A 24874-nucleotide genomic window follows, 5' to 3' on the forward strand; every position below is an offset into this window, starting at 1 on the left:
GCAAGGCGCCCCCCGGGCCGGCTACTGCCCCCGGTGTCCACCAGGCGCTGACGGGCGTTCGTGGCCGGCGCAGCGCTTTGCATCAACCTGTGCATTCCATGAAAACACCGACGACAGATTCGGGAACCCCTCCGGCCGGCAAGAACCAGTTGCACCGCGTGCTCAAGGCGCGCCACCTGACCATGATAGCCCTGGGCGGCGCCATCGGCACCGGCCTGTTCATCGCCTCGGGCGCGGCCATCGCCCAGGCCGGCCCGGGCGGTGCGCTCACGGTCTACCTGCTGATCGGCCTGATGGTCTATTTCATCATGACCAGCCTGGGCGAACTGGCCACCTTCATGCCCGTGTCGGGCTCGTTCTGCACCTACGCCTCGCGCTACGTGGACGGCGGCTTCGGCTTCGCGCTGGGCTGGAATTTCTGGCTCAGCTGGGCCACGGTGGTGGCGGTGGACGTGGTCGCCGCCCAGCTGGTGATGGCGTACTGGTTCCCCGACACCCCCGGCTGGATCTGGAGCGTCGTCTTCCTGGCGCTGACCTTCGGCCTGAACGCCTTCTCGGCGCGCAGCTTCGGCGAGGCCGAATACTGGTTCGCCATCATCAAGGTGGTGGCGGTGCTGTGCTTCATCGTGCTGGGCGTGGCCATGCTGGTCGGCATCATCCACAGCGACGCGCCGGTCGGCCTGCGCAACTGGACGGTGGGCGACGCGCCCTTCGTCGGCAACGCCGCCACCTGGGTCGGGGTGGCCATGGTGGTGGCCTATTCGTTCCAGGGCACCGAGCTGGTCGGCGTGGCCGCCGGCGAATCCGAGAACCCGCGCCGCAACGTGCCGCGCGCCATCAACCACGTGTTCTGGCGCATCCTGCTGTTCTACGTGCTGGCGATCCTGATCATCGGCCTGCTGATCCCCTATACCGACCCGCAGCTGCTGCGCAACGAAGTCGAGGACATCGCCGTCAGCCCGTTCACGCTGGTGTTCCAGCACGCCGGGCTGCTGTCGGCGGCCACCGTGATGAACGCGGTGATCCTGACCTCGGTGCTGTCGGCCGGCAATTCGGGCATGTACGCCGCCACGCGGATGCTGTTCAACATGGCGGTCGAGGGCCAGGCGCCGGCCGTGTTCAAGCGCCTGACCGGCAACGGCGTGCCGCTGTACGCGCTGCTGGCCACCACCGCGCTGGCCTGCCTGTGCATGTTCAGCGTGGTCTACAGCCCCAAGGCGGTCTACATCTGGCTGCTGAATTTCGCCGGCATGACCGAGTTCATCGTCTGGCTCAGCATCGCCGTCAGCCACTACCGCTTCCGCCAGGGCTACGTGAAGCACGGCTACGACACCGCCAACCTGCCCTACAAGGCCGGGCTGTTCCCGTTCGGCCCGCTGTTCGCCTTCGTGCTGTGCCTGCTGGTCACGCTGGGCCAGAACTACCAGGCCTTCCTGGACGAGCGCATCGACTGGATCGGGGTGGTCTCGACCTACCTGGCGATCCCGCTGTTCCTGGCGTTCTGGATCGGCCACCGGCTGGTGAAAAAGTCGCGCTGGATCCGCTACGAGGACATGCAGTTCTACGGTTTCGAGGCCGACCGCGCCGCCGGCGTCGGCCAGGACGCGCCGGTGGCCGCCGGGCAGGCCGCGCGGACCTGACGCGATAGCGGGCCGTCCCGCGCGACGGCCCGGCCCGTTGGCGCCCGCCGGGCAGTCCGGGCGCGTGGCGCGGCACGGCCCGGCGTCCCGCCGCCACGGCCAGACGCCGCGGAAACGGGGGGATTTCCGCCCCCCGCCCCCTCTCCATGGCAGTGCAATCCCGGGATACATCCGGTGCCTTCCGGGTCGGGTAAAATACTGTATATTCATACAGCAATAAGCGATTTCGGCCAGGCGCTTCCCCGCCCGGTCGTATCGCCGCCCACCGCGTCTTCACCCAGGAAAACCGGGTCGTCCACCCGCCATGCCGTCGCCAGAACAGATCCATCCCGCGTTGTGGCGCGCCACCCAGTTGGCGCGCGGCGCCGCCCGCAGCCTGCCCACCGGCCACGCCGCCCTGTCGGCCGAGCTGCCGGACGGCGGCTGGCCGCTGGGATCGCTGATCGAGCTGCTGGCGCCGCAACCCGGCATCGGTGAAATCCGCCTGCTGCGCCCGGCCCTGGCGCAGCTCGAAACGCGCCGCCCCATCGCCCTGGTGCAACCGCCGCATGCGCCGCACATCGCCAGCTGGATGAGCTGGCGACTCGACCCGCGCCAGTTGCTCTGGGTCGCCCCCGAAAAACCCCTGGACGCCCTGTGGGCCGCCGAGCAGATCCTGAAGAACGGCAGCTGCGGCGCCCTGCTCTGCTGGCTGCCGCACGTGCGCCCCGAATCGCTGCGCCGGCTGCACCTGGCGGCCCAGGCCAGCGACCTGCTGTTCGTCGCCCTGCGTCCGGCCAGCGCCGCGCAGCACGCCACTCCCGCCCCGTTGCGCCTGGCGCTCGCGCCCGCGCCGGGCGGGCTGTCCGTCCATATCCTCAAGCGCCGGGGACCGGTCTGCGAGGCCCCGCTGTACGTGGGCCTGGAGCCCGGCGTCCTGGCGCCCACCCGCCATGCGCCTCTGGATCGCCGCCTGCCTGCGCTGCCTGCCGCTGGACGCCCTGCGCCCGCACTGGCCGTTTGAGGCGCAGGCTTGCGCGGTCCTCGACCAGGAACGCGTCGCCGCCCTCACGCCCGCCGCGCGCCAGGCCGGCGTGCGCCCGGGCATGCGCCGCGGCGGCGCGGCCGCCATCGCGCCCGAGGTCGAACTGCTGACGCGCGACCCGGTGGCCGAGGCCGACACCCTGCAGGGCGCGGCGCTGGCGCTGCTGCAATACACCCCCGAGGTCGCGCTGGCGGACGCAGACACCGTGCTGCTCAACGTCGGCGCCAGCCTGCTGTTCTTCCGCGGGCCGCGCGCGCTGCACCGGCGCGTGGCCGCCACGCTGGCCGCGCTGGACCTGCGCGTGTCGCTGGGCATGGCGCCCACCGCCGCCGGCGCCTGGCTGCTGGCGCACCGCGGCGGACGCAGGCCGCCACGCCGGGTGCTGACCACGCGCACGCTGGCGCACCGGCTCGACGCCCTGCCCGTGGCCCTGCTGCCCCAGGCCCAGCCGCGCCTGGACTGGCTCAACGACATCGGCTGCCATACCCTGGCCGACCTGCGCGCCCTGCCGCGCGCCGGCCTGCAACGGCGCAGCGCGCCCGACCTGCTGCAGGCGCTGGACGCGGCCTACGGCCAGTTGCCCGAGCTGCATCGCTGGATCGAGCCGCCGCCGCGTTTCGAGCGCCGCATCGAGCTGATGGAATACCTCGAGCACACCGACGCGGTGCTGGCCGTGGCGCGGCGCCTGGCCGAACAGCTGGGCGGCTGGCTGACGGCGCGGCAGCTGGCGGTGCGGCGCGTGCTGCTGCGCCTGGACCACGAGCGCGGCCGCCACGCGCGCCCGCCCACCGACCTGGAACTGGCGTTGGCCCAACCCGTCTGGCAGGCGCCGCAGATCCTCAACCTGCTGCGCGAAAAGCTCGGCCGCCTGACGCTCGAAGCGCCGGTGATCGCGGTGACGCTGCTGGCGCCCGACACCACCGAACAGCCCGCCGCCAGCACCACGCTGTTCCCGGAGCCCGGCGGCACCGCCGCCGACCACGCCCGGCTGCTGGACCTGCTGACGGCGCGGCTGGGCCGCGAGCAGGTGCGCCACGCCTGTCCCGCCCCCGACCACCGGCCCGAGGCCGCCAATGCCTGGGGCGACGCGCTGGAGCCGCCGCAGCGCCCCGAACCGCTGCCCGACCCGCTGGACCGCCCCTTCTGGCTGCTCGATCCGCCACTGCCGCTGAAGCTGGCCGGCCACCGCCCGCAGTACGCCGGCCAGGCGCTGCGGCTGATGCGCGGCCCCGAGCGCATCGAAAGCGGCTGGTGGGACCCGGCGCTCACCGTGCGCGACTACTTCGTGGCCGAGGACGCCGCCAGCGCGCGCTACTGGATCTACCGCGAGCGCGACGACGAGCACGCCCGCTGGTATCTGCACGGGCTGTACGCCTGACCGCCATGCAAGCGCCCGACGATCCCCATGACGACGCCCCCGGCCCGCCGACCGGGCTGCCCGGCTACGCCGAACTGCAATGCCAGTCGAACTTCTCGTTCCTGCAAGGCGCCTCGCACCCCGAGGAACTGGCCGCCCGCGCCGCCGAGCTGGGCTACGCCGCCCTGGCCATCACCGACGAATGCAGCCTGGCCGGCGTGGTGCGCGCCCACATGGAGGCCAAGACCCAGAAGCTGCCGCTCATCATCGGCGCCACCTTCCGGCTGCGCGCCGGGCCCGAGGCCGCGCCGCTGGACCTGACCCTGCTGGCCCAGACCCGCGAGGGCTACGGCAACCTGTCCGAACTCATCACCCTGGCCCGCACCCGCGCCCCCAAGGGCGAATACCGGCTGGCGCCCGAGGATTTCACCCATCCGCCGCCGGGCTACGAACACCTGCGCCAGCTGCCCGAATGCCTGGCGATCCTGTCGCCGGTCTACGGCGACGACCCCGACCGCATGGCGCGGCAGGCGCGCTGGCTGGCCGCCACCTTCCCGCACCGCGCCTGGGTCGGCCTGACGCTGCTGTACCGCTCGCGCGACGACCTGCACCGCGCCGCCGTCGACCACGCCGCGCGCGCCGCCGACCTGCCGGTGGTGGCGCTGGGCCACGTCCAGATGCACGTGCGCTCGCGCAAGCCGCTGCACGACACCCTGACCGGCATCCGCATCCACCAGCCCGTGTCGCAATGCGGCTACGCGCTGTCGGGCAACGCCGAACAACACCTGCGCACCCGCATGCGGCTGGCCAACCTCTATCCGCCCGAGGCCCTGGCGCAGACGCTGGTGGTGGCGCGGCGCTGCGCCTTCTCGCTGGACGAACTGCGCTACGAATACCCCGACGAGATCATCCCGCGCGGCCACACGCCCGCCACCTACCTGCGCCAGGAAACCCTGGCCGGCGCGGCGCGGCGCTTTCCGGACGGGACGCCGGCCCACGTCACCGAACAGATCGACAAGGAACTGGCGCTGATCGCCGACCTGCAATACGAGGCCTACTTCCTCACGGTCTACGACATCGTGCTGTACGCCCGCAACAACGGCATCCTGTGCCAGGGGCGCGGCTCGGCCGCCAACTCGGCGGTGTGCTACTGCCTGGGCATCACCGAGGTCGACCCGCGCCGCGGCACCAACCTGTTCGAGCGCTTCATCAGCAAGGAACGCAACGAGCCGCCCGACATCGACGTCGACTTCGAGCACCAGCGGCGCGAGGAAGTGATCCAGTACATCTACGGCAAATACGGCCGCCAGCGCGCCGCCCTGACCGCCGTGGTGATCTCGTACCGGCCGCGCAGCGTGCTGCGCGACACCGGCCGCGCGCTGGGCGTGGACGCGGGCGTGATCGACGCGGTGGCGCGCGCCCACCAGTGGTGGGACGGCAAGAAGGAAATGCTGCGCACCCTGGGCGCCTGCGGCCTCGATCCGGAATCGCAGGTGGCGCGGCAGTGGGCCGCGCTGGCCCAGACCCTGATGGGCTTTCCGCGCCACCTGTCGCAGCACCCGGGCGGCTTCGTCATCTCGCGCGGCAAGCTGTCGCGGCTGGTGCCGATCGAGAACGCCGCCATGGCCGACCGCAGCGTGGTGCAATGGGACAAGGACGACCTGGACGCGCTCAAGCTGCTCAAGGTCGACGTGCTGGCGCTGGGAATGCTGTCGGCGCTGCGCCGCACCCTGGAACTGGCCGGCCAGCGCCGTGGCCGGCCGCTGCGCCTGCAGGACATCCCCGAGGGCGACGACCCCACCTACGACATGATCTGCGAGGCCGACACCATCGGCGTGTTCCAGATCGAATCGCGCGCCCAGATGAGCATGCTGCCGCGCCTGCGGCCGCGCAAATACTACGACCTGGTGGTGCAGGTGGCGATCGTGCGGCCCGGCCCGATCCAGGGCGGCATGGTGCATCCGTACCTGCGCCGCCGCCAGGGCAAGGAAAAGGAAACCTATCCCAGCGAAAAGGTGCGCGGCGTGCTCAGCCGCACCATGGGCGTGCCGATCTTCCAGGAACAGGTGATGCAGATCGCCGTGGTGGCGGCCGGCTTCACGCCGGGCGACGCCGACCAGCTGCGGCGCTCCATGGCCGCCTGGAAGCGCAAGGGCGGCGTCGACAAATACCGCGTCAAGCTGGTGGGCGGCCTGCTGGCGCACGGCTACACGCTGGACTTCGCCGAAGCGCTGTTCCGCCAGATCGAAGGCTTCGGCGAATACGGCTTCCCCGAAAGCCACGCCGCCAGCTTCGCGCTGCTGGCCTACGCCAGCTCCTGGCTCAAGCGCCACGAGCCCGAGGCCTTCCTGGCCGCGCTGCTCAACTCCCAGCCCATGGGCTTCTATCCCCCGGCGCAATTGGTGCAGGACGCGCGCCGCCACGGCGTGCGGGTGCTGCCGGCGGACGTGACCGTCAGCGGCTGGGACGCGGCGCTGGAGACCGCGCCGGCCGACGCGCCGCCGCGCCGGCCGCATCCCCACGCCCCCGCCTCGGACGAGATCCGCCCCGCCGTGCGCCTGGGCCTGAGCCTGATCCAGGGCCTGCACGAAGACAGCGCCCGCCGCATCGAGGCCGCCCGCGCCGACGCCCCCTTCACCAGCACCGGCGACCTGGCCCGCCGCGCCGCCCTGACGCGCCACGACCTGAACGCGCTGGCCGCCGGCGACGCCCTGCTGACCCTGGCCGGCCACCGCCGCCAGGCCAGCTGGGAAGCCGCCGCCAGCGTCCACAGCCGCGACCTGCTGCGCGACGCCGCCATCCACGAAACCGAGACGCCGCGACTGGCCGCGCCGACTGAGAACCAGACCGTCGCGGCCGACTACCGCAGCGTCGGCCTGACCCTGCGGCGCCACCCCGTCGAACTGCTGCGGCCGCAACTGGCGGCGCGTAATTTCCAGCCGGCCAGCGTGCTCAACGGCTACCCCGACAAGCGCGTGGCCCGCGCCTGCGGCATCGTCACCGTGCGCCAGCGGCCGCAGACCTCCAAGGGCGTCATCTTCGTCACCCTGGAAGACGAAACCGGACCGGTCAACGTGGTGGTGCGTCCCGAACTGATCGAACGCCAGCGCCGCGAGCTGCTCGCCTCCTCCCTGCTCGGCGTCTACGGCAGCTGGCAGAGCGTGGACGGCGTGCGCCACCTGATCGCGCAGCGGCTGGTGGACCTGTCCGACTTGCTGGGCGGCCTGAGCATGCCCAGCCGCAATTTCCACTGACGGCGGCGCGCGCCCCGTGGCACCGGCGCCACGACGCGACAGCCGCACGCAACGACACGGAGCGAGGCCGCCCGCGCCAAGGCCAAGCGCAGCGCGGGCGGCTGGTCTATGATGGATTTTCCGCGCCGCCCGCCGGCCCGCACGCCGGCCGCGCCGTGGAAACGTTTTCTTTTTCAGGAGTGATCATGATCCGCAAGCTGATTCCCGTTCTGCTGGTAGCCACGCTGAGCGCCTGCGCCAATTCCGGAGCCCCGCGTTCCTCTTCCCCGTCCGCCGCCTCCAGTTCCTCCAGCTCGCCCGCCGCCTCCGACAGCTCGTCCGGCGCGACGTACGGATCGCCCTCCGCCATCCCCTCCTCTGGCAAGACCTGCGAAGCCGGCGCGCTGCAATCGCAGATCGGCCAGAAGGCCACCCAGTCCGTCCTGGAAGACCTGCGCAAGCGCAGCGGCGCCACCACCGCCCGCATCCTGCGCCCCGGCCAGCTGGTCACCATGGAATACAACGACACCCGCCTGAACCTGATCGTCGACGACAAGGATGTGATGACGGCGATCCGCTGCGGCTGACCGTCCCGCGTGAACCGCAAGACGGGCGCGGCGGGCACCACCGCCCCGCGCCCGATTTTTCAGGATGGCGCCGATGTCCCGCCATCCCTCATGGAATCTTCGTGAAGGCTCACCTGCCCATGGATCTCCATACCCTCAGCAAGCAAGTCGCCGGCCTGCCGACCATCATGGACCTGGCCCAGGAAATGAAGCTGATCCGGGCCCTGATGCAGGTGCCGCCGCGTCACATCGCGGCCCATCCCACGCAATTCCAGCGCATCGTCGCCGCCCTGGCGCTGACCCACACCGATGCCGGCGTGTTCGAGCTGACGCCGGCCACCGACGCGTTCTTCGCCGCCTTCCACCAGTGGCTGCAACAGATGCGGGGCAGCGTCTGCCCGGAACTGAACCCGGCCTTGATCGACGATTTCAGCCTGTCGGCGCAGGCGTTCGCCGATCGCATGCCGCCGCCGGATTGATGCCCCTGCCCCCCGCCTACGCTCGCTACCAGCGCGTCGCCTGGACGAAATCCACGAACGCGCGCAGCGGCGCCGGCAGATAGCGCCGCCCCGGAAAATACAGCAACGGCCCGGTAAAACTCGGCCACCAATCCTGCAGCACCGGTTCCAGCTCGCCGCGGTCCAGATAGGGCTGCAGCCATTCCTCGAACAGGAAGACCACCCCGGCGCCCGCCACCGCCGCATCGACCGCCAGATCCACCGCCTCTCCCAGGCTGACGATCAGCGGGCCGTCCACCTCCACCGTGATCGACTTGCCGTCCTTGGCGAACTCCCACGGCGGCATGGCGCCGCTGGCGAAGCGACCGCGCAGGCAGAGATGCTGGCGCAGGTCTTCCGGATGCTGCGGCCGCCCATGCCGGGCCAGGTAGGCCGGCGCGGCGGCCACCGCCATGCGCTGGCGCCGGGGCCCGATGGGGATGGCCACCATGTCCTGGTCCATGCTTTCCTCGTACCGGATGCCCGCATCGCAGCCGGACTGCAGCAGCTCGACAAAGCGATCGTCGACGATCACCTCCAGCCGGATCTCCGGATACTGGGCCAGAAACGGCGGCACGATGCGCGGCAGCACCAGCCGGGACGCCGACAGCGGCACATTCAGCCGCAGCCGGCCCGCCGGCCGGTCGCGAAAGCTGTTGGCCACGTCCAGCGCCGACTCGACCGCGTCCAGCGCGGGCGCCAGTTGCTCCAGCAGGCGCTGCCCGGCCGCCGTGGTCGCCACGCTGCGCGTGGTGCGGTTCAGCAGCCGCACGCCCAGCCGGGCTTCCAGCCGGCGCACGGCTTCGCTCAACTGCGACGCGCTGGTCCCCGTCTGGCGCGCCGCGCCGCGAAATCCCCCATGCGTGGCCACCGCGACAAAGGCGCTGATGTCTTGAAGATTGGACATGGCCGGCCCCGATTGTTCGCCATTACGCACAAGCTGTGCGATTACCAAGGATTGTCGCACGCCCCGCGCCGCCCTAGACTCGCTGTCATTCCCTCCCTGGAGCACCTCATGACCTCGATTCAACAAGCCGGCGCCTATGCGCTGGGCGACCTGACCGTCAACCGCCTGGGCTACGGCGCCATGCAACTGGCCGGCCCCCACGTCTTCGGACCGCCCAAGGACAAGGCGCAAGCCCTGGCGGTCCTGCGGGAAGCGCTCGAGCTCGGCATCAACCACATCGACACCAGCGACTTCTACGGCCCGCACATCACCAACCAACTGATCCGCGAAGCGCTGCATCCCTACCGCGACGACCTGACCATCGTCACCAAGGTCGGCGCGCGTCGCGGCGACGATGCCTCGTGGCTGCTGGCCAATTCGCCCGCCGAACTCGAATCGGCGGTGCACGACAACCTGCGCAACCTGGGCCTGGACATGCTGGACGTGGTCAACCTGCGCCTCATGTTCGACGTGGCCGGCCCCGCCGAAGGCGACATCGAACAGTCGGTGACCACCCTGGCCGAATTGCAGCGCAAGGGCCTGATACGCCACCTGGGCCTGAGCAACGCCACCGCGCGCCAGGTGGCGCAGGCGCGCGGCATCGCCGACATCGTCTGCGTGCAGAACCAGTACAACATCGCGCACCGCGCCGACGACGCGCTGATCGGGCAGTTGGCGCAAGACGGCATCGCCTACGTGCCGTTCTTCCCGCTGGGCGGCTTCTCGCCGCTGCAATCGGCCACGCTGGAGCGCGTGGCCGCCGAATGCCAGGCCACGCCGATGCAGACCGCGCTGGCCTGGCTGCTGCAACGCTCGCCCAACATCCTGCTGATCCCGGGCACCTCGTCGCTGGAACACCTGCGGCAGAACGTCGCCGCGGCCAGCCTGGCGCTGCCGCCGCAGGCCGTGGCCGAGCTGGACGGGATCGGCGCCGCGGGCTAGTTCGACGGGCGCGGTTGACCAATCCGCCGCATAGTGGCACCTTACCCCGAAGTGCCACGCCCGGAACCCCACTTGGACCACCCACAGCCCCTCGTCACCGTCGACGCCGTCCTGCTCACCCTGCGCACGACCGGCCTGGAAATCGCCCTGCACCCGCGCGACCGCGCGCCGTTCAAGGGCGCCATGGCCTTGCCCGGCGGCGTGGTGCACGTGGATGAAGACGCCAGCACCGAGGCCAGCATCCGCCGCGTGCTGCGCGAGAAGACCGGCTTCGAGCCGCGCTACCTGGAGCAGTTGCAGGTGTTCTCGGGCCCCGACCGCGACCCGCGCAAGTGGTCGCTGTCGGTGTCCTACGTAGCGCTGGTGCCGGCCGCCGAACTGGAAGCCGCCCCCGCCGGCTTCCGCTTCGTCAGCGTGGACGCGCTGCCGCCGCTGGCCTTCGACCACGCCGACATCGTCGCCGCCGCCGTGGCCCGCCTGCGCGGCAAATCCAGCTACTCGACCCTGCCGTTCTTCCTGCTGCCCGAACGCTTCACCCTGACCGAGCTGCAGCGCACCTACGAAGCCATCCTGCAGACCACGCTCGAGAAATCGAACTTCCGCCGCAAGATGGAAGCCTGGGACGTGCTGGAAGCCACCGACGACTACGCGCTGGGCGCGCAGCGTCCCGCCCGCCTCTACCGCCTGAAAGACTTCGCCCTGTTCGACCGCAGCGTCGGATAACCCCGCGCCGGACCCCGCCTTAGTTGCAAACAAACAATAAGCAGGCTTATACTTGCCTCACTTAGTTTTAATTTGCCACTAAGGCCACATCATGTTCACCCTCACCGCGGTAGTAGAAGGACAACGCCACATCGATACGCCCAGCGCGTTCGTGTTCCCCGGCGGCGAAAGCCAGGTCACCGTGCCCGCGGCCTGGCAGGCCCGCGCCGACGCGGCCAGCGAATTCCGCATCCACGTCCTGCTGAAATCGGCCGACGACGTCATGCAGTTGCTGATGCTGACCGACGCGCTGCGCCGCCTGAACCCGGCCGCGCCCGTGCACCTGGACATGCCCTACGTGCCCTACGCCCGCCAGGACCGAGTCTGCAATCCGGGCGAGGCGCTCGGCGCGGCGGTGTTCTGCAAGTTGATCAACGACCAGCAATACGCCACCGTCACCGTGGTCGAACCGCACAGCGACGTCACCCCCGCCCTGCTGCAACGCGTCCGCGTGATCGACGCCGCCGCCTTCCTGAAGAACGCGCTGGCCAACCCCGCCTTCGCCAACGGCGTCACCCTGATGGCGCCCGACGCCGGCGCCCGCAAGCGCGTGCAGGCCCTGGCCAAAAAGCTGGGCGTGGCCGACGTCCGCTACGCCGAAAAAGTCCGCGACCCGCAAACCGGCCGCATCACCGAGACCCGCGTGCCCGACGACATCCCCGCGCAACCGGTGCTGGTGGTCGACGACATCTGCGACGGCGGCCGCACCTTCCTGGAACTGGCCAACGCCCTGCGCGACAAGACCCGCCAGCCCCTCTATCTGTACGTGACCCACGGTCTCTTCAGCAAAGGCCTGGCCGAGCTGAATGCCCGCTACGCCGGGATCTACACCGCCTATGACTGGACCGCCAGCGAAGGCGTCGGCGCGCCCATTCTGGTCAACGACGCCAACGCCCCCTTGCCCGCCAACACGATCAAAGCCGCCAGCGCCCCCGCGCTCGCCAACCCGGCCAACTGAACCTCAAGCAGGAGTCCCCATCATGAATGCCCCCGTCCCCACCACCAAGAACGGCATCAACCCCTTGCTGCAGGCCGACTTCTACAAGACCGGCCACCCCTTCCAGTACCCCAGGGGCACCAACAGGATCCTGGCCAACTTCACCCCGCGCTCGGCCCGGCTGGCGCCGGTGCTGCCCGAACTGTTCGACAACAAGATCGTCTGGTTCGGCCTGCAAGGCTTCATCAAGGAAATCCTGATCGACCTGTTCAACCGCGAATTCTTCGGCAAGCCCGCCGGCGTCGCCGTGCGCCAGTACCAGCGCCGCGTCGACAATGCGCTCGGCAAGGGCGCGGTCACCGTCGATCACCTGCAGGCGCTGTACGAGCTGGGCTATCTGCCGCTGGAGATCCGTTCCCTGCCCGAAGGCGCCCGCGTCGACATCCGCGTGCCGCCCGTCACCTTCGTCAACACCAAGCCCGAATTCGCCTGGCTGGTCACCTACATCGAAACGCTGTTCAGCTGCGAATCGTGGAAGCCGTCCACCGTGGCCACCATCGCCTTCGAATACCGCAAGCTCCTGACCTACTTCGCCCGCCTGACCGGCAGCCCGATGGACTTCGTCAACTGGCAGGGCCACGACTTCTCGATGCGCGGCATGTCCGGCCTGTACGACGCCCGCAAGAGCGGCGCCGGCCACCTGCTGTCGTTCACCGGCACCGACACCATCCCGGCCATCGACTACCTGGAAGACATCTACGGCGCCGACTCCGACCGCGAACTGGTCGGCGGCTCGGTGCCCGCGACCGAACACTCGGTCATGTGCCTGGGCAGCAAGGAAGGCGAAATCGAAACCATCCGCCGCCTGGTCACGCAGGTCTATCCGGCCGGTATCGTGTCGGTGGTGTCCGACACCTGGGACTTCTGGCAAGTGGTCACGGACTTCGCGGCCGCATTGAAGTCGGAAATCCTGGCGCGCCAGCCCGATCCCTTCGGCAACGCCAAGGTCGTGTTCCGCCCGGACTCGGGCGACCCGGTGAAGATCCTGACCGGCTACTTCTGCACGGACGTGTCCAGCGTGGAAGACGCTCCGGCCCTGGCCGCCGCCCGCCGCGACGGATTCGAGGCCGTGCGAGATATCGCCACCGGCCTCACCTGGCGGCTCGACGACGACGCCCGCGCCAGCCAGACGCTGCGCGAGGCCGAAGTCAAAGGCGCGGTGCAGTGCCTGTGGGACATCTTCGGCGGCGTGGTGACCGAGCGCGGCTACAAGCTGCTGGACCCGCACGTCGGCCTGATCTACGGCGATTCGATCACGCTGGCGCGTGGCCGCGACATCCTGGTGCGGTTGGAAAGAAAGGGGTTTGCGTCCGGCAACGTGGTCCTGGGCATCGGCTCCTACACCTACCAATACCTGACCCGCGACAGCTTCGGCTGGGCGCTCAAGGCGACGTACGCCGAGGTCAATGGCGAACCGCAGGAACTGGTGAAGGACCCGGTGACCGACTCCGGCGTGAAGCGTTCGGCCAAGGGGTTGCTGCGGGTGGATGAAACGGCGACGGGGTATGTGCTGCGCGACCAGCAGACGCAGGAACAGGCGGAAGGCGGGGCGTTGGTGCCGGTGTTTCGGGATGGGGTTTTGCTGGTGGAGCAGGATCTGGCGCAGATCCGGGAACGGTTGCAGGGGTCTTGGGTTTGTCCGGAGCCGGGGAGTATTGATTGGATGATAAATATGAAAAAAATGGAAAAAGTGGAAAAAATAGACTAAGCTATGAACCAACTCGGATGTTCACCCATGAGGGTCGCATGACCGCCACCGTATCGTCTCGCTCAGAAAGCAACCTGCTCACTTGCAGGGAAATCATGGCGCTCGGCCTGGACGAGGCTACAAGCCAGGCGTACCAAGAAGCGGTCGAACGCTATGAGCAGACCCATCCGACAAGCAATAGTCGTGACTTTCTTGAATATGCGTTTGATGTGCTTCGTGGCATCGCCTATCAAGAGGAAGAACGCTACGGCATCCACAAACTTGAGCTCGGCCGGCTCAGGGAAAGATTGATCTGGGTCGTCCGACGCTTGCTGGGCGAGCGGCGCATTCGACTTCTTGCCCGAATCGCAACGGGCTCTCCCCCCACGTCCAGAAACAACACGACGCGCAGTAGCGCCACCACTCGACGGCAAATGGCCCCGGTCGCAGCACCGCCGCTATTCGCCTGAGGAGGTAACCATGGGACTGGTCTCACTTAAGTACCAAGCAACCCCCAAAGATGTCCGGGCGATTGTCAATGGAAGCTATCCAGGCGATCCCCACGCAGTGATCAAAAGCATGGCGTCCACGCTGGCCAAGGAGCTCTCCCCGCTCCAGAAACCTGGCCGCACGGACGACCTGCTGAACATCCTTGTGCGACAGCTCGAAGACTGGTTGGTATGTGACGCAAATCTGGCGCTGCCTGAAGAAAAGGCGACCGCGCTGCCAGTTACCATGTGGTCTCCCGCCGAGGTGGTGGCCAAGCAAAAGCTGAGCGCGTTGACGACCCTGTATCGATACGACAAGGCCGGCAAGCTCTATTGCGTGAAGCCGTCAGCGAAGCAGAACGGGCGCATGTTCCCGGCCTGGCAGTTCGTTGATCCGGTTCCCAGCCTTTTGCCGCACGTCATCACCGAGTTGCGTGGAGTGTTGCAGTTCGAGCTTCATGCTTTTTTCGTTACCCAGCAAGACGACCTCAACGAACTATCACCCGCGGAAATGTTGGCGGGGCTGCCGTTTGAAAATCGACAAGCCGTATCGCCCGCACAGGAGCGGCTGCTTTCGCTGTCGACGGCAGAACGGTTGCAGCGGGTTCTGACGCTTGCAAGGTATGCAGGAAGGGGCATGACTGATTGAAATCGGTCGTGGTATGCCATTCAATGAACAAGCGCGTTACGAGCCGCCGTCTCACCTACAGGCACTAGTTCCCAGTACCGCCGCCCTGCTGGCCGCGCTGGCCCATTCCGTCGAGCAGTTGGCGGCGGGCACCGTTCTATACCGCACGGCCGGCGACGCAAGATACCTGTTGCCGGAAGTCCTGATCAACGCTTATCGGTTCGGTCCACCGATGGCGTTGCGTCAGGAGGAAGAACCGCTGCCTTACGCTTGGCTCTATCTCGCCCGAGACCTCTCCACTGCTATTTGGGAAGGCCAACTCGTCCGAAACGACGCCACGCGCGCGGGGAATTTCTATATACCTCCATCGGCAGTGGAAACCGGCGTCATCGGCACCCTGGCCTTCGGCCGTGATCTCCGCCTTTGGAACCTGTCGGGGGAAGCGTGTGCAAAGCTTGGCATCCACGACACGATCTCATCGAGCGACTACGAGGCGTGCCATTGGATCGGCCATCGCCTTCGCGAAGCCATGATGAGCCGTGAACCGGATGCGAGGCCCGATGGCTTCTGCTATCCCTCCAGGCGGGTGCGAGGGCATCAGGCGATCGCCATCCGCAGCGACATTCTGCCCGACCTCAAGGCAGGCGCCATGGTCACTCACGAATCATTCGGGAAAAGCGCTGCCTACGAAGCCTTGCGCGCCGATGCGCTCTGCGAACCTGCGCCGAGCGCGACGCGATCCATGCCCCGCCAACGTTGAAGGGCGCGAAAGTAAACCCGCCCTTTGGGAAGCGTTCCGTTCTGGTGGGCATGAGGCCTGCCAGGACGGAACCGCCCCGACGGCCACAGGTCGCGAGCACTGCCCGCCCTACTCCCCGCCCGCCCCCACCGCCGGCGGCACATGCGGCAGGAACGCCCCCGCCACCTCGAACGCGCATTCCTCCCGCGCGATATCGATCACCCGCGACACCACCGGATTGACGATGCTCTTCTTGTGCACCGCGTAGTAATTGATCGTCGGCAGATCCGGCTGGACATCCAGCTGGCACAGCGCCCCGCGCTCGACCAGCGGCGCGAAATACGCCCCCGGCAGGTAGCTGATGCCCAGCCCCAGCATCGTCAACTGCGCCATCATGCCCAGGCTGTTGCAGGTCAGCACCCGCTTGACCGACAGGCCCTGCTCGGCGAACCAGGCATCGTACAGATGCGACAGCGCCGAATTGGTCGGCTGTGAAATCACCGGATACGGCGCCAGATCCTGCGGCGCCAGCCTTGCCGAGAAGTCGATGTCCAGCGACGGGCTGGCCATCCAGACGTTGGTCACCGCGCCCAGGTGGACGCAGTCGTATTGATAGCTCCAGAACGGCCCCGGCATGATGGCCAGGTCCAGCTGGTCCTGCTCCAGCCGCTCATACAGCGTGATGCCGCCGTCGATCTCGGGCATCAGCTGCACCTTGGGATAGCGCAGGCTGATCTGGCTGACCAGCCGCGCCAGCCAGGTCATGCCGACCAGCTCGGTCACGCCCAGCCGCACCACGCCCTCGAAACTGGCCGGGTCGGCCATGTTCTGCACGATGCGGCTGTTCAGGTCCAGCATCTCGCGCGCCAGCTCGAACAGCTTGCGGCCCTGCGCCGTCATCACCAGCTTCTTGGCGCGGCGCTCGAACAGCGGCGCGCCGGCGAAGGCTTCGAGTTCCCCCACCCGCTTGGCGACCGCCGACTGGGTGGTGTGCAGCTTGCGCGAGGACGCGCTGAAGCTGCCCAGTTGCGAGCTCCAGTAGAACGCCTCCAGCTGTTTGAGGGTGTACATCGCGGCGGTGGACGTGAAATGCATGAAGAACCCTCACATTATCGTCGACAGCAGCGCGGCTGCGCGCCGCCCGGTCCGCAAGGAACGCCGGGCGGACGGCAGGCTCCGCGCCCCGCCCTACCCCCGCGGATGCAAGATATCCGCCAGAAACCGCTGCGCCCGCGGATGCCGCGGCGCGCTGAAGAAGCGCTCCGGCGTATCCACTTCCAGGATCTCGCCCGCATCCATGAACACCACCCGGTCGCACACGTCCCGCGCGAACCCCATCTCGTGCGTCACGCAGACCATGGTCATGCCGTCCTTGGCCAGGCCCTTCATCACCTGCAGCACCTCGCCCACCATCTCCGGGTCGAGCGCGCTGGTGGGTTCGTCGAACAGCATCACCGGCGGTTGCAGCGCCAGCGCGCGGGCGATCGCCACGCGCTGCTGCTGGCCGCCCGACAGCGAGCCGGGATAGGCGTCGATCTTGTGCTCCAGCCCCACCCGCGCCAGCAGCTGGCGCGCCAGTTCGGTGGCCTGCTTGCGCGGCTGCTTGCGGATGTTGACCGGCGCGAACACCACATTGTCCAGCACGCTCATGTGCGGAAACAGGTTGAACTGCTGGAACACGAAACCGATCTTCTGGCGCAGCGCGTTCAGGTTGACGCCCTTGCCGTAGATGTCGGCGTCGTCGATCAGGATGCGGCCCTTCTCGATCGGTTCCAGGCGGTTGATGGTGCGGATCATGGTGGACTTGCCCGAGCCCGACGGCCCGCACACCACCAGCACCTCGCCGCGCGCGACCGACAGGTCCACGTCCTTCAGGACGTGATGCGCGCCATACCATTTGTTGACTTTCTCAAGCTTGATCATGATGAATTCCGATAAGCGCCGGCTCAGGGCCTGTTCTCGCTAAAAGGGGCCTCGCACGGGCCCTAGGCCATGGCGCGCTGGCGGCGGATGCGCAGGTCCAGCCAGGACAGGCCGCGGCTCAGGCTGAAGCACACCAGGAAATAGATGATGGCCAGAATGCCGAACACCTGCAGCGGCTTGGTCAGCACCAGGTTGTTGACCTGGTTGGCGGCGAACGTCAGTTCGTTCACGCTGATCACATACCCCAGCGAGGTCTCCTTGATGGTCGAGACGAACTGGCTGGTCATGCTGGGCAGCACGTTGAACAGCGCCTGCGGCAGCACCACCCGGCGCATCGTGGTCCAGTAGCCCACGCCCAGCGAGCGCGAGGCCTCGATCTGGCCGCGCGGCACCGCCTCGATGCCCGAGCGGATCACCTCCGACAGATAGGCGCTCTCGTACACCACCAGCGCCGCGATCAGCGTCCAGAAACCGCTGATCACCTGCCCCGTCAGCTTCGGAATGACGAAGTACGCCCAGAAGATCAGCATCAGCAGCGGCATGCCGCGCACCACGTTCACCAGCGTCTTGCTGGCCACGCGCAGCCAGCCAAACGGACTGACCCGCGCCAGCGCGATGGCCAGCGCCAGCGGCAGCGACAGCGCCAGGCCGCACAACGCCAGGATCAGCGTCAGCGCCAGGCCGCCCAGCGGCCCATTGGGGTATTGGCCGACCAACAGCGTCGGCCAGTATTGCGACAGGAGATCAAGCACCGTGGCCTCCCCGGTTCAGGCGGTAGCGCGCATAGATGCGCGATCCGATCAGCATGATGAGGAAGGATCCCAGCAGATACATGAGGGTCGCCGCGCCAAACGTGGCGAAGGTGCGGTAGGTTTCGTTCTCGATCTCGCGCGCCTGGTAGGTCAGCTCCATCACGCCGATGGCCATGGCCACGCTGGTGTTCTTGAACAGCAGCAAGGCGCGGCCCACCAGCGGCGGGATGGAAATCCGCACCGCCTGCGGCACGATCACGAAGCGCATGCATTGCAGATAACTGGCGCCCAGCGCCCGGGCCGCCTCGAACTGCGTGCCGGGAATGGCGCGCAGCCCGCTGCGGATGTCCTCGGCGATATAGGCGGCCGACCCCAGCGCCAGCGCGATCGCCGCCAGCGACATCTCGGCGTTGTGCTGGTACAGCCACATCCGGAAACCCTCCGGCAGCAGCTCGGGCATGCCGAAGTACCAGAACAGCACCTGCACCAGCAGCGGCACGTTGCGGTGGTATTCCACATAGGCGTCGACCAGCCAGCGGCACGGCGCCAGGTTGGTGGCGCGCACCACGACCAGCGTCACCGCGATCGTGAACGCCATCACCCAGGACACCAGGAACAGCTGCAGCGTCACCACCATGCCGCTGGCCAGCAGCTGGTATTGCGAAGCGTCAAGTAGGCTCATTGCGCGGTACCGGCGTTCAGCCCGCGATGGGGCCGATCTTGAAACCGCGTTCGAGCTTGTACGGCGTCTGCGCGCCGAACCACTTGTCGAACAACTGCGCGGCCACGCCCGAGCTTTCCGCCTCGTCCAGCGCCTGGTTCACCACCGTCAGCATGCCCGGCTCCGACTTGCGCACGCCCAGGTCCCACGGCTCGTCGAACACCGACTTGGCGATCACGCTGACCGGCGCCGTCGGCGGGCTCTGCAGCACCAGGCGCACCAGCACCAGTTCCGACGCGAACTGCGCGTCCACCTTCTTCTGCTGCAGGGCCAGATACGTCGCCGAGCTGTCGCCGTAGCCGATCACCTGCGACTTATCGAGAATGCGCTTGATCTCGCGCTCCGAACTGGAGCCCTTGGTCGCGCCGACGCGGCGGCCGTTCAGCGACTCGATCGTGTCCAGCCCGGAATCCTTGCGCACCAGCAGCTTCTGCGGGCTGACGTAGTACGCGTGGCTGAAAGCGATCTGCTCGGCGCGGTCCGGCGAATAGCCCAGGTTCGCCGCCAGGATGTCGACGCGCCCCTCGTTCAGCTCCGGCACGCGCGCCGCCACCGACAGCAGCTTGTAGCTGACCTTCACGCCCAGCTTGTCGGCCACCAGCTTGCACATGTCGACGTCATAGCCCACCAGCTGGCGCGTCGCCGCGTCCTGGAAGCTGAACGGCTGCGACGTGCCCAGCGTGCCGCAGATCAATTCGCCGCGGGCCTTGATGTCCGCGACCTGGTCGGCGCGGGCGCCAGCGCCCAGCGACAACGCGGCCAGGCCCAGGCAGGCGGCGATAAGTGAATGGCGTTTCATGGTGATTCCCCTTGTGTTGTGGTTTGAACAGAAAAACGGAACCGGCCCGCTCGTCGGCGGGCCCGGGAACAACTAGGCGAGCTTGGCGCAGGCCTCGCGGATGCCCGCGCAGCCCTGCCGGATATCGTCCAGCGAAGCCGCGAACGACAGCCGGAACGTGCCCGGCGCGCCATAGGCATGGCCGTCGATCACCGCCACGCCAGCCTCGCGCAGCAGGTAATGCGTCAGGTCGGTATCGGTGCGGATCTCGACGCCTGCCGGCGTGCGCTTGCCCAGCAGCCCCGAGCAATCCGGAAACACGTAGAACGCGCCCTGCGGCACCACGATCGCCAGCCCCGGCGTGCCGGACAGCTCCGCCACCGCCAGATCGCGGCGCTCGCGGAAAACGCGGGCGAACTCCGTCACGCAGTCCTGCGGCCCCGACAGCGCCTCCAGCGCCGCCGCCTGGCTCACCGACGACGCGCCCGAAGTGCTCTGCGACTGCAGAATCGCCATGGCTTTGATCAGCTCGTCCGGCCCGGCGCCGTAACCGATGCGCCAGCCCGTCATCGCATAGGCCTTGGACACGCCATTGACCACCAGCGCGCGCGCCGCCAGCGCCGGCGCCACCTGTAACGGATGCACCGTCGGCGCGTCGGTGAAGTTCAACCGCGCATAAATATCGTCCGTCATCAGCCAGACATGCGGATGGCGCTCGAGCACCGCGGTCAGCCCGCGCAGCTCGTCGGCAGTGTAGACCGAGCCCGTCGGATTGCTGGGCGCGTTCATCATCAGCCACTTGGTGCGCGGCGTGATGGCGCGCTCCAGCGCCTCCGGCGTCAGCTTGTAATCCGTGGCCGGCGTGGTCGGCACCGCCACCGGCACCCCGCCGTTGACCAGCACCATGTCCGGATACGACACCCAGAACGGCGCCGGAATCAGCACCTCGTCGCCCTCGTTCAGCGTCGCCGCCAGCCCGTTGAAGATCACCTGCTTGGCGCCCGTGCTGACAATGATGCGCGCCGCCGGGTAATCGACGCCGGTCGCTTCCAGCAGATGCGTCCGCGCCGCCTTGCGCAGCGCCACCGTGCCCTGGGCCGGCGGATACTTGGTCTCGCCCCGGTTCATCGCGGCCGTGGCCGCCTGGCGGATATGCTCCGGCGTCGAGAAATCCGGCTCGCCGATCGTCAGGTCGATAATGCGCCGGCCCTGCTCGCGCAGCTCGGCAATAATCGCGCGCGCCGCCACGCTGGGCGACAGCTTGATGCGCTTGATGCGGTCGGCGACGATGCTGGCGGCTTGCGGGGGTTGGGTTTGCGGCTGGGTCGGGGTTTGCGTCTGGGTCGGGGTTTGCGTCTGGGTTTGGGTGGGGGTGTGGTTCATTTCGCGGCTCCCGTCTTCTCGGCCAGGGTCTTCTCCAGCCAGGGCTTGGTGTAGGTGCCGGCGCGCAGCTTCTCCTTGGCCACCGCCTCGTCGGCTTCCTTCTTGGTCGCCAGCGCCAACACCGCCGCGGCATGCTCGGCGGGAATCACCACCACGCCGTCGGCATCGCCGACCACCACGTCACCCGGGTTGACCACCTGGCCGCCGACCGACACCGGCACATTGATCTCGCCCGGGCCATCCTTGTACGGCCCCTTGTGCGACACCGCGCGCGCAAAGCAGCCGAACTGCCCCTGCGCGAACACATCCAGGTCACGCACCGCGCCGTCGATCACGAACCCGGCGATGCCGCGCCCCTGCGCGTCCATCATCATCAACTCGCCGACCAGCGCATTGCTGGTATCGCCGGCGCCATCGACCACGATCACATCGCCCGCGCCACCCAGCGAAATCGCCTTGTGGATCATCAGGTTATCGCCCGGCCGCGTTTTCACGGTCAACGCCAGGCCAACCGTGCGCTGATTGCCGGCATGCAGCGGACGCAGCCCGCTGACGCCGTACAGGCGGTTCATGCAATCGCTGATCTGGGCCGAGCCAATGGCGGCAAAACCGGCCAGCACGTCAGCGGCGACGGCCGGCGCGGGCCGGGGAAGAATGCGGTATCCGATGGGATTCATAGCGAGGAATTTTCTTGAAGGCGTGAACGGCAATAAGCGAACACGCATTACAAGGCCTCGCGGGGCGATCCTCAAAACGATATAAATTCCCGGTTATGTAGGAATTATTTTCGTGGATGTTATTGGAGCGAGGGGGGAGCGTTGTGGGTGGGGTTGGGGGCTTCCTTTTCGCCGTCGGGTCGCAGGGCCTGGTCGAGCATGGCTTCGGTCAGGGTGCCGAGGTGCTCGCAGAGGCTTTCGACGCCGCCCATCAGGGCGGTGATTGCCCAGGGGTCCAGCGGTGGGGAGCCGGTGGCGTCTGGTTCGGATGCGCTGTTGCCGACCATGCGGGCGATGGTCTGGATGGCGTAGCGGGTGCGGTCTAGTTGGTGGAGGTGGGAAAGGGAGACCGGGCCGGATTCGCGGTCGGTGTGGATTTGCCAGGGGTTTTGGGTGAGGGGGTGCAGCATGGGGGGCTGCCTCCTATAGGGCATGAGTCAGGCCGCAAATCGTTGCGGCTGTCCGCCTATAGCTTTCCGGCTTCCAGTCCGGGCTACCGGTGATCGGTATTGGGACGAATATACGGGAGGGAGCGGTGGGAGGTAGAGCAGATCGGATAATTTTGTCACGGTGTGATGCGCGGGCCCTATTCGTAATTTTGGGTGTGAGGCATATCCCTGCATCTGGGCTATCGGCCAGGCGAGGATAAGCCCGAAGGTCAGGCCAACGAGCGCAACGGCGCCAGCGGCAAGACGGTGCTGACCGAGCATGGCCCGGTGCGCGTGGAGCTTCCCCGCGACCGGGACGGCTCCTTCGCCCCGATCCTGATCCCCAAGCACGAACGGCGCTTCACCGGGTTCGATGACCGGATCATCGCCATGTACGCCCGGGGCATGAGCGTGCGCGAGATCCAGGCGTTCCTGGCCGAGAGCTACGGCACCGAGGTCTCGCCGGACTTCGTCAGCTCGGTCACCGACGAGGTCATGGCCGAGACCATCGGCTGGCAGAACCGGCCGCTGGAGGCGATGTACCCGGTGGTGTTCTTTGACGCGCTGCGGGTCAAGATCCGCGACGACGGCGGGGTCAGCAACAAGGCGGTGATCTGGCGCTGGGCGTGCAGGCCGACGGCCAGCGCTACGTGCTGGGCCTGTGGGTCGAGCAGACCGAAGGGGCCAAGTTCTGGCTCAAGGTCTTCAATGAACTCAAGACCCGAGGGTGCCAGGACATCCTGATAGCCGTAGTCGATGGCCTGAAGGGTCTGGCCGACGCCATCGGCACGGCCTTCCCGCGCACGACGGTGCAGACCTGCATCGTGCATCTGATCCGCAACAGCCTGGATTACGCGGGGTGGAAGGACCGCAAGGCCGTGGCCGCCGCCCTGCGCCCGATCTACGCGGCCGCCAGCGCACAAGCGGCCGAGCAGGCGCTGCAAACGTTCGCCGATGGGCCCTGGGGGACCAAGTACCCCACGATCGTCGCGGCCTGGCAGCGGGCCTGGGAGAACGTCACGCCGTTCTCCGTCTTCCCGCCGGATATCAGGCGCGTGATCTACACGACCAACGCCATCGAGAGCTTGAACATGCAATTGCGCAGATCATCAAGAGCGAGGCCACTTCCCCCACCGATGAGGCCGCCATCAAGCTCCTATGACTGGCGCTACGCAACGTGCTGGCCAAGTCCGTCAGGGCGACCTTCGACTGGAAAGCCGCCATGAACCAGTTTGCTATCCTGTTCGGCGAACGGTTTACTGCGGCGCGGAGATAACAACTTTTAAAACGCCTCGCCCACGAAAATACGGACAGGCTCGGACAAACAGTTCACCAGCGTGATCGCCGGATTCCGCTGCAAAGCGGCCATTAACAAATAGCTGTCCGAACAGCAGCAATAGGTCACAAGCTTTCCATAACTGACTAGTGATAACTACTCATTTTCGTTAGTCAGTAAAAGACCGATTCTGGCCCAAAGCAACATTAGATGAATTAGGAAAACGGACATTCGGAAACGTGCAAGCTCAAGGAACATGGGAGCTGCACAGCTTTGTTGCGCAACATTTCATTCATCGTAAGACTGAGCATCTTTGTGGGAAATGATTTCGTCGATAACGACGCTTTTCCAAACAACACCAAGCTGAGCTTTGATGTTTTCGTCATCTACACCGATTCGGCCTGAATAAACTCCGACCAATTTCATCAGAAAATTGGACAATCTTGCTCCAGGCTGACCTGGCACTCCATCACAAACCCCAATGGCTCGCTTCTCGTAGAGCATAACTGGAGACCCCGACATTCCGCTTCGTGACGCCGTGTCCACCAGAATTTTGGGCAGACCGTCAACATCAATGCAAGGTTCGCTTGCAACACTGGCTCTCTTCCATATCGGAAATATTCCTTCAACAGACCTCCCAAATGGATAACCTATAACGAATACGTCAGTTGCCACTGCTTCTTCTGTATCTTCATTGAATGGTTCAATGAAATTTTCAATATCGAAAACACTGAGATGATTTGGAATGCAAACCTCTAGAGCAACGACATCAACCCTTTCTTTAAAAGATGGATGTTCCAGCCATAACTTATTGCACGAACCATCAAAGAGAGGAATCTCAAAATCGGAAAATTCGATATGCTCGCTGTTTTTATGTACGCGAACCAGAAGATTATTGGGTAAAGCGCATGTATCGGAGAGACATTTTCCAGTTTCTGGATTCCTTCCGCTAACGACATGCCAGTTTGTAATCAAATACATTTTTGATTTTCTAAGCACAAAAAATGCGGTGGCAGTTGATAACTCCACCTCGTTAAATCTAGAACTTACGAAATACGATGCTTGAGATAGAAGATTAAATGATGTCATTATATATACGCTATTTTTATCAATATTAAAATTCAAGACACCCAATAATTACTGACAAGCCAAGACGTCATCATCATTGTCAACACTACGCAATCATTGGGTGACTGAGAAGTTTTTAATAAATCGAAGACCATTCAATGACAATTCCCCCAATCAATAAATAATCATGCGGACAAAGCTGGTGTCTACTATCAAAAAAAACTCTTCAACTTCCGCTTTCGAACCATTACGGTCGTTGTGACCTGCCCCCAGACTTAGTACGGCACCGAAATAGAGTCCAGGGTTAAAAACCGTTGTTGTCG

23 protein-coding genes and 1 pseudogene are annotated in these 24874 nt (G+C 66.4%); 14 read left to right on the forward strand and 10 right to left on the reverse strand.

Going from position 1 to position 24874, the window contains the following annotated elements; all coding sequences use genetic code 11:
- Positions 1 to 98: 98 nt before the first annotated feature.
- From AOZ53_RS08395 to AOZ53_RS08420, 6 genes are all read left to right on the forward strand, one after another.
- Positions 99 to 1640, forward strand: coding sequence for an amino acid permease (locus tag AOZ53_RS08395; protein ID WP_054479223.1), 1542 nt, complete (start codon positions 99 to 101; stop codon positions 1638 to 1640).
- A gap of 304 nt (positions 1641 to 1944) precedes the next feature.
- Positions 1945 to 2643 (forward strand): translesion DNA synthesis-associated protein ImuA, encoded by a 699-nt coding sequence (gene imuA, locus AOZ53_RS08400; protein WP_054487527.1) that lies wholly within the window; start codon positions 1945 to 1947, stop codon positions 2641 to 2643.
- Entirely contained in the window at positions 2573 to 4042 is a 1470-nt protein-coding gene (locus AOZ53_RS08405) for a Y-family DNA polymerase (RefSeq protein ID WP_054487529.1), read from the forward strand. The genes imuA and AOZ53_RS08405 overlap by 71 nt, the downstream gene beginning before the upstream one ends.
- Positions 4043 to 4047: 5 nt before the next feature.
- Positions 4048 to 7275, forward strand: a complete 3228-nt coding sequence (locus tag AOZ53_RS08410) for an error-prone DNA polymerase (RefSeq protein ID WP_054487531.1) — start codon at positions 4048 to 4050, stop codon at positions 7273 to 7275.
- A 185-nt stretch (positions 7276 to 7460) separates the two neighbouring features.
- Entirely contained in the window at positions 7461 to 7841 is a 381-nt protein-coding gene (locus tag AOZ53_RS08415; RefSeq protein ID WP_054487557.1) for an I78 family peptidase inhibitor, read from the forward strand.
- Between the two features lie 119 nt (positions 7842 to 7960).
- Positions 7961 to 8299: a hypothetical protein gene (locus AOZ53_RS08420; RefSeq protein ID WP_054431261.1), complete on the forward strand. Its 339-nt coding sequence runs from the start codon at positions 7961 to 7963 to the stop codon at positions 8297 to 8299.
- 25 nt (positions 8300 to 8324) lie between these two features.
- Here the strand turns inward: AOZ53_RS08420 and AOZ53_RS08425 are convergent, their stop codons facing one another.
- The gene (locus AOZ53_RS08425) at positions 8325 to 9224 is read right to left on the reverse strand and encodes a LysR family transcriptional regulator (RefSeq protein WP_054431259.1); all 900 of its coding nucleotides are present in this window, start codon (positions 9222 to 9224) and stop codon (positions 8325 to 8327) included.
- A 108-nt stretch (positions 9225 to 9332) separates the two neighbouring features.
- Here AOZ53_RS08425 and AOZ53_RS08430 point away from each other — a divergent pair, with 108 nt between their 5' ends.
- The 7 genes from AOZ53_RS08430 to AOZ53_RS08460 all read left to right on the forward strand — a co-directional run bounded on the left by AOZ53_RS08430 (position 9333) and on the right by AOZ53_RS08460 (position 15527).
- Positions 9333 to 10205 (forward strand): aldo/keto reductase family oxidoreductase, encoded by an 873-nt coding sequence (locus AOZ53_RS08430; RefSeq protein ID WP_054487532.1) that lies wholly within the window; start codon positions 9333 to 9335, stop codon positions 10203 to 10205.
- Between the two features lie 72 nt (positions 10206 to 10277).
- The gene (locus AOZ53_RS08435) at positions 10278 to 10928 is read left to right on the forward strand and encodes an NUDIX hydrolase (RefSeq protein ID WP_054431255.1); all 651 of its coding nucleotides are present in this window, start codon (positions 10278 to 10280) and stop codon (positions 10926 to 10928) included.
- A gap of 91 nt (positions 10929 to 11019) precedes the next feature.
- Entirely contained in the window at positions 11020 to 11925 is a 906-nt protein-coding gene (prs, locus tag AOZ53_RS08440; RefSeq protein WP_054487534.1) for a ribose-phosphate diphosphokinase, read from the forward strand.
- Positions 11926 to 11947: 22 nt separating this feature from the next.
- A complete protein-coding gene (locus AOZ53_RS08445) occupies positions 11948 to 13672 on the forward strand; it encodes a nicotinate phosphoribosyltransferase (RefSeq protein ID WP_054487536.1) in 1725 nt (574 codons plus the stop codon).
- Positions 13673 to 13710: 38 nt separating this feature from the next.
- Positions 13711 to 14121 (forward strand): hypothetical protein, encoded by a 411-nt coding sequence (locus tag AOZ53_RS34120; protein ID WP_156333311.1) that lies wholly within the window; start codon positions 13711 to 13713, stop codon positions 14119 to 14121.
- 10 nt (positions 14122 to 14131) lie between these two features.
- Entirely contained in the window at positions 14132 to 14788 is a 657-nt protein-coding gene (locus AOZ53_RS34960; protein WP_231690592.1) for a hypothetical protein, read from the forward strand.
- 13 nt (positions 14789 to 14801) lie between these two features.
- Entirely contained in the window at positions 14802 to 15527 is a 726-nt protein-coding gene (locus AOZ53_RS08460) for an RES domain-containing protein (protein ID WP_054479245.1), read from the forward strand.
- A 108-nt stretch (positions 15528 to 15635) separates the two neighbouring features.
- On the opposite strand, the gene AOZ53_RS08465 is transcribed toward AOZ53_RS08460, so the two are convergent.
- The 8 genes from AOZ53_RS08465 to AOZ53_RS08500 all read right to left on the reverse strand — a co-directional run bounded on the left by AOZ53_RS08465 (position 15636) and on the right by AOZ53_RS08500 (position 22189).
- Entirely contained in the window at positions 15636 to 16601 is a 966-nt protein-coding gene (locus AOZ53_RS08465) for a LysR family transcriptional regulator (RefSeq protein ID WP_156333312.1), read from the reverse strand.
- Positions 16602 to 16694: 93 nt separating this feature from the next.
- Positions 16695 to 17429: an amino acid ABC transporter ATP-binding protein gene (locus AOZ53_RS08470; RefSeq protein WP_054487540.1), complete on the reverse strand. Its 735-nt coding sequence runs from the start codon at positions 17427 to 17429 to the stop codon at positions 16695 to 16697.
- Between the two features lie 62 nt (positions 17430 to 17491).
- Positions 17492 to 18181: an amino acid ABC transporter permease gene (locus AOZ53_RS08475; RefSeq protein ID WP_006386294.1), complete on the reverse strand. Its 690-nt coding sequence runs from the start codon at positions 18179 to 18181 to the stop codon at positions 17492 to 17494.
- The gene (locus AOZ53_RS08480) at positions 18174 to 18863 is read right to left on the reverse strand and encodes an amino acid ABC transporter permease (protein WP_006386293.1); all 690 of its coding nucleotides are present in this window, start codon (positions 18861 to 18863) and stop codon (positions 18174 to 18176) included. Before AOZ53_RS08480 ends, AOZ53_RS08475 begins: the two co-directional genes overlap by 8 nt.
- A gap of 16 nt (positions 18864 to 18879) precedes the next feature.
- A complete protein-coding gene (locus tag AOZ53_RS08485; RefSeq protein WP_054487542.1) occupies positions 18880 to 19701 on the reverse strand; it encodes an ABC transporter substrate-binding protein in 822 nt (273 codons plus the stop codon).
- Between the two features lie 72 nt (positions 19702 to 19773).
- Complete coding sequence (locus AOZ53_RS08490) at positions 19774 to 21063, reverse strand: aminotransferase class I/II-fold pyridoxal phosphate-dependent enzyme (protein ID WP_231690593.1); 1290 nt, start codon at positions 21061 to 21063, stop codon at positions 19774 to 19776.
- Positions 21060 to 21740, reverse strand: coding sequence for an RraA family protein (locus AOZ53_RS08495; protein ID WP_006394591.1), 681 nt, complete (start codon positions 21738 to 21740; stop codon positions 21060 to 21062). The genes AOZ53_RS08490 and AOZ53_RS08495 overlap by 4 nt, the downstream gene beginning before the upstream one ends.
- A gap of 119 nt (positions 21741 to 21859) precedes the next feature.
- Positions 21860 to 22189 carry a hypothetical protein gene (locus tag AOZ53_RS08500; RefSeq protein WP_054487545.1) on the reverse strand — a complete coding sequence of 110 codons (330 nt, stop codon included), beginning with the start codon at positions 22187 to 22189 and terminating at the stop codon, positions 21860 to 21862.
- A gap of 201 nt (positions 22190 to 22390) precedes the next feature.
- On the opposite strand from AOZ53_RS08500, the pseudogene AOZ53_RS08505 reads away from it, so the two are divergent.
- Positions 22391 to 23483: pseudogene (locus AOZ53_RS08505) on the forward strand (IS256 family transposase); the annotation flags it as partial.
- 288 nt (positions 23484 to 23771) lie between these two features.
- Here the strand turns inward: AOZ53_RS08505 and AOZ53_RS34125 are convergent.
- On the reverse strand, positions 23772 to 24572 hold the full coding sequence (locus AOZ53_RS34125; RefSeq protein WP_156333313.1) for a trypsin-like peptidase domain-containing protein: 801 nt from the start codon (positions 24570 to 24572) through the stop codon (positions 23772 to 23774).
- Positions 24573 to 24874: the final 302 nt, after the last annotated feature.

This window comes from Achromobacter sp. 2789STDY5608621 (genome assembly GCF_001299375.1).
Classification (GTDB): domain Bacteria; phylum Pseudomonadota; class Gammaproteobacteria; order Burkholderiales; family Burkholderiaceae_B; genus Achromobacter; species Achromobacter insuavis.

Coding starts and splice junctions, on each gene's coding strand:
- AOZ53_RS34120 (WP_156333311.1), top strand. CDS start 13,711: ATGACCGCCACCGTATCGTCTCGCTCAGAAAGCAACCTGCTCACTTGC.
- AOZ53_RS08425 (WP_054431259.1), bottom strand. CDS start 9,224: ATGTCCAATCTTCAAGACATCAGCGCCTTTGTCGCGGTGGCCACGCAT.
- AOZ53_RS08480 (WP_006386293.1), bottom strand. CDS start 18,863: ATGAGCCTACTTGACGCTTCGCAATACCAGCTGCTGGCCAGCGGCATG.
- AOZ53_RS34960 (WP_231690592.1), top strand. CDS start 14,132: ATGGGACTGGTCTCACTTAAGTACCAAGCAACCCCCAAAGATGTCCGG.
- AOZ53_RS08495 (WP_006394591.1), bottom strand. CDS start 21,740: ATGAATCCCATCGGATACCGCATTCTTCCCCGGCCCGCGCCGGCCGTC.
- AOZ53_RS08420 (WP_054431261.1), top strand. CDS start 7,961: ATGGATCTCCATACCCTCAGCAAGCAAGTCGCCGGCCTGCCGACCATC.
- AOZ53_RS08405 (WP_054487529.1), top strand. CDS start 2,573: ATGCGCCTCTGGATCGCCGCCTGCCTGCGCTGCCTGCCGCTGGACGCC.
- AOZ53_RS08410 (WP_054487531.1), top strand. CDS start 4,048: ATGCAAGCGCCCGACGATCCCCATGACGACGCCCCCGGCCCGCCGACC.
- AOZ53_RS08430 (WP_054487532.1), top strand. CDS start 9,333: ATGACCTCGATTCAACAAGCCGGCGCCTATGCGCTGGGCGACCTGACC.
- AOZ53_RS08470 (WP_054487540.1), bottom strand. CDS start 17,429: ATGATCAAGCTTGAGAAAGTCAACAAATGGTATGGCGCGCATCACGTC.
- AOZ53_RS34125 (WP_156333313.1), bottom strand. CDS start 24,572: ATGACATCATTTAATCTTCTATCTCAAGCATCGTATTTCGTAAGTTCT.
- AOZ53_RS08460 (WP_054479245.1), top strand. CDS start 14,802: ATGCCATTCAATGAACAAGCGCGTTACGAGCCGCCGTCTCACCTACAG.
- AOZ53_RS08490 (WP_231690593.1), bottom strand. CDS start 21,063: ATGAACCACACCCCCACCCAAACCCAGACGCAAACCCCGACCCAGACG.
- AOZ53_RS08445 (WP_054487536.1), top strand. CDS start 11,948: ATGAATGCCCCCGTCCCCACCACCAAGAACGGCATCAACCCCTTGCTG.
- AOZ53_RS08415 (WP_054487557.1), top strand. CDS start 7,461: ATGATCCGCAAGCTGATTCCCGTTCTGCTGGTAGCCACGCTGAGCGCC.
- AOZ53_RS08485 (WP_054487542.1), bottom strand. CDS start 19,701: ATGAAACGCCATTCACTTATCGCCGCCTGCCTGGGCCTGGCCGCGTTG.
- AOZ53_RS08395 (WP_054479223.1), top strand. CDS start 99: ATGAAAACACCGACGACAGATTCGGGAACCCCTCCGGCCGGCAAGAAC.
- imuA (WP_054487527.1), top strand. CDS start 1,945: ATGCCGTCGCCAGAACAGATCCATCCCGCGTTGTGGCGCGCCACCCAG.
- AOZ53_RS08500 (WP_054487545.1), bottom strand. CDS start 22,189: ATGCTGCACCCCCTCACCCAAAACCCCTGGCAAATCCACACCGACCGC.
- AOZ53_RS08465 (WP_156333312.1), bottom strand. CDS start 16,601: ATGCATTTCACGTCCACCGCCGCGATGTACACCCTCAAACAGCTGGAG.
- prs (WP_054487534.1), top strand. CDS start 11,020: ATGTTCACCCTCACCGCGGTAGTAGAAGGACAACGCCACATCGATACG.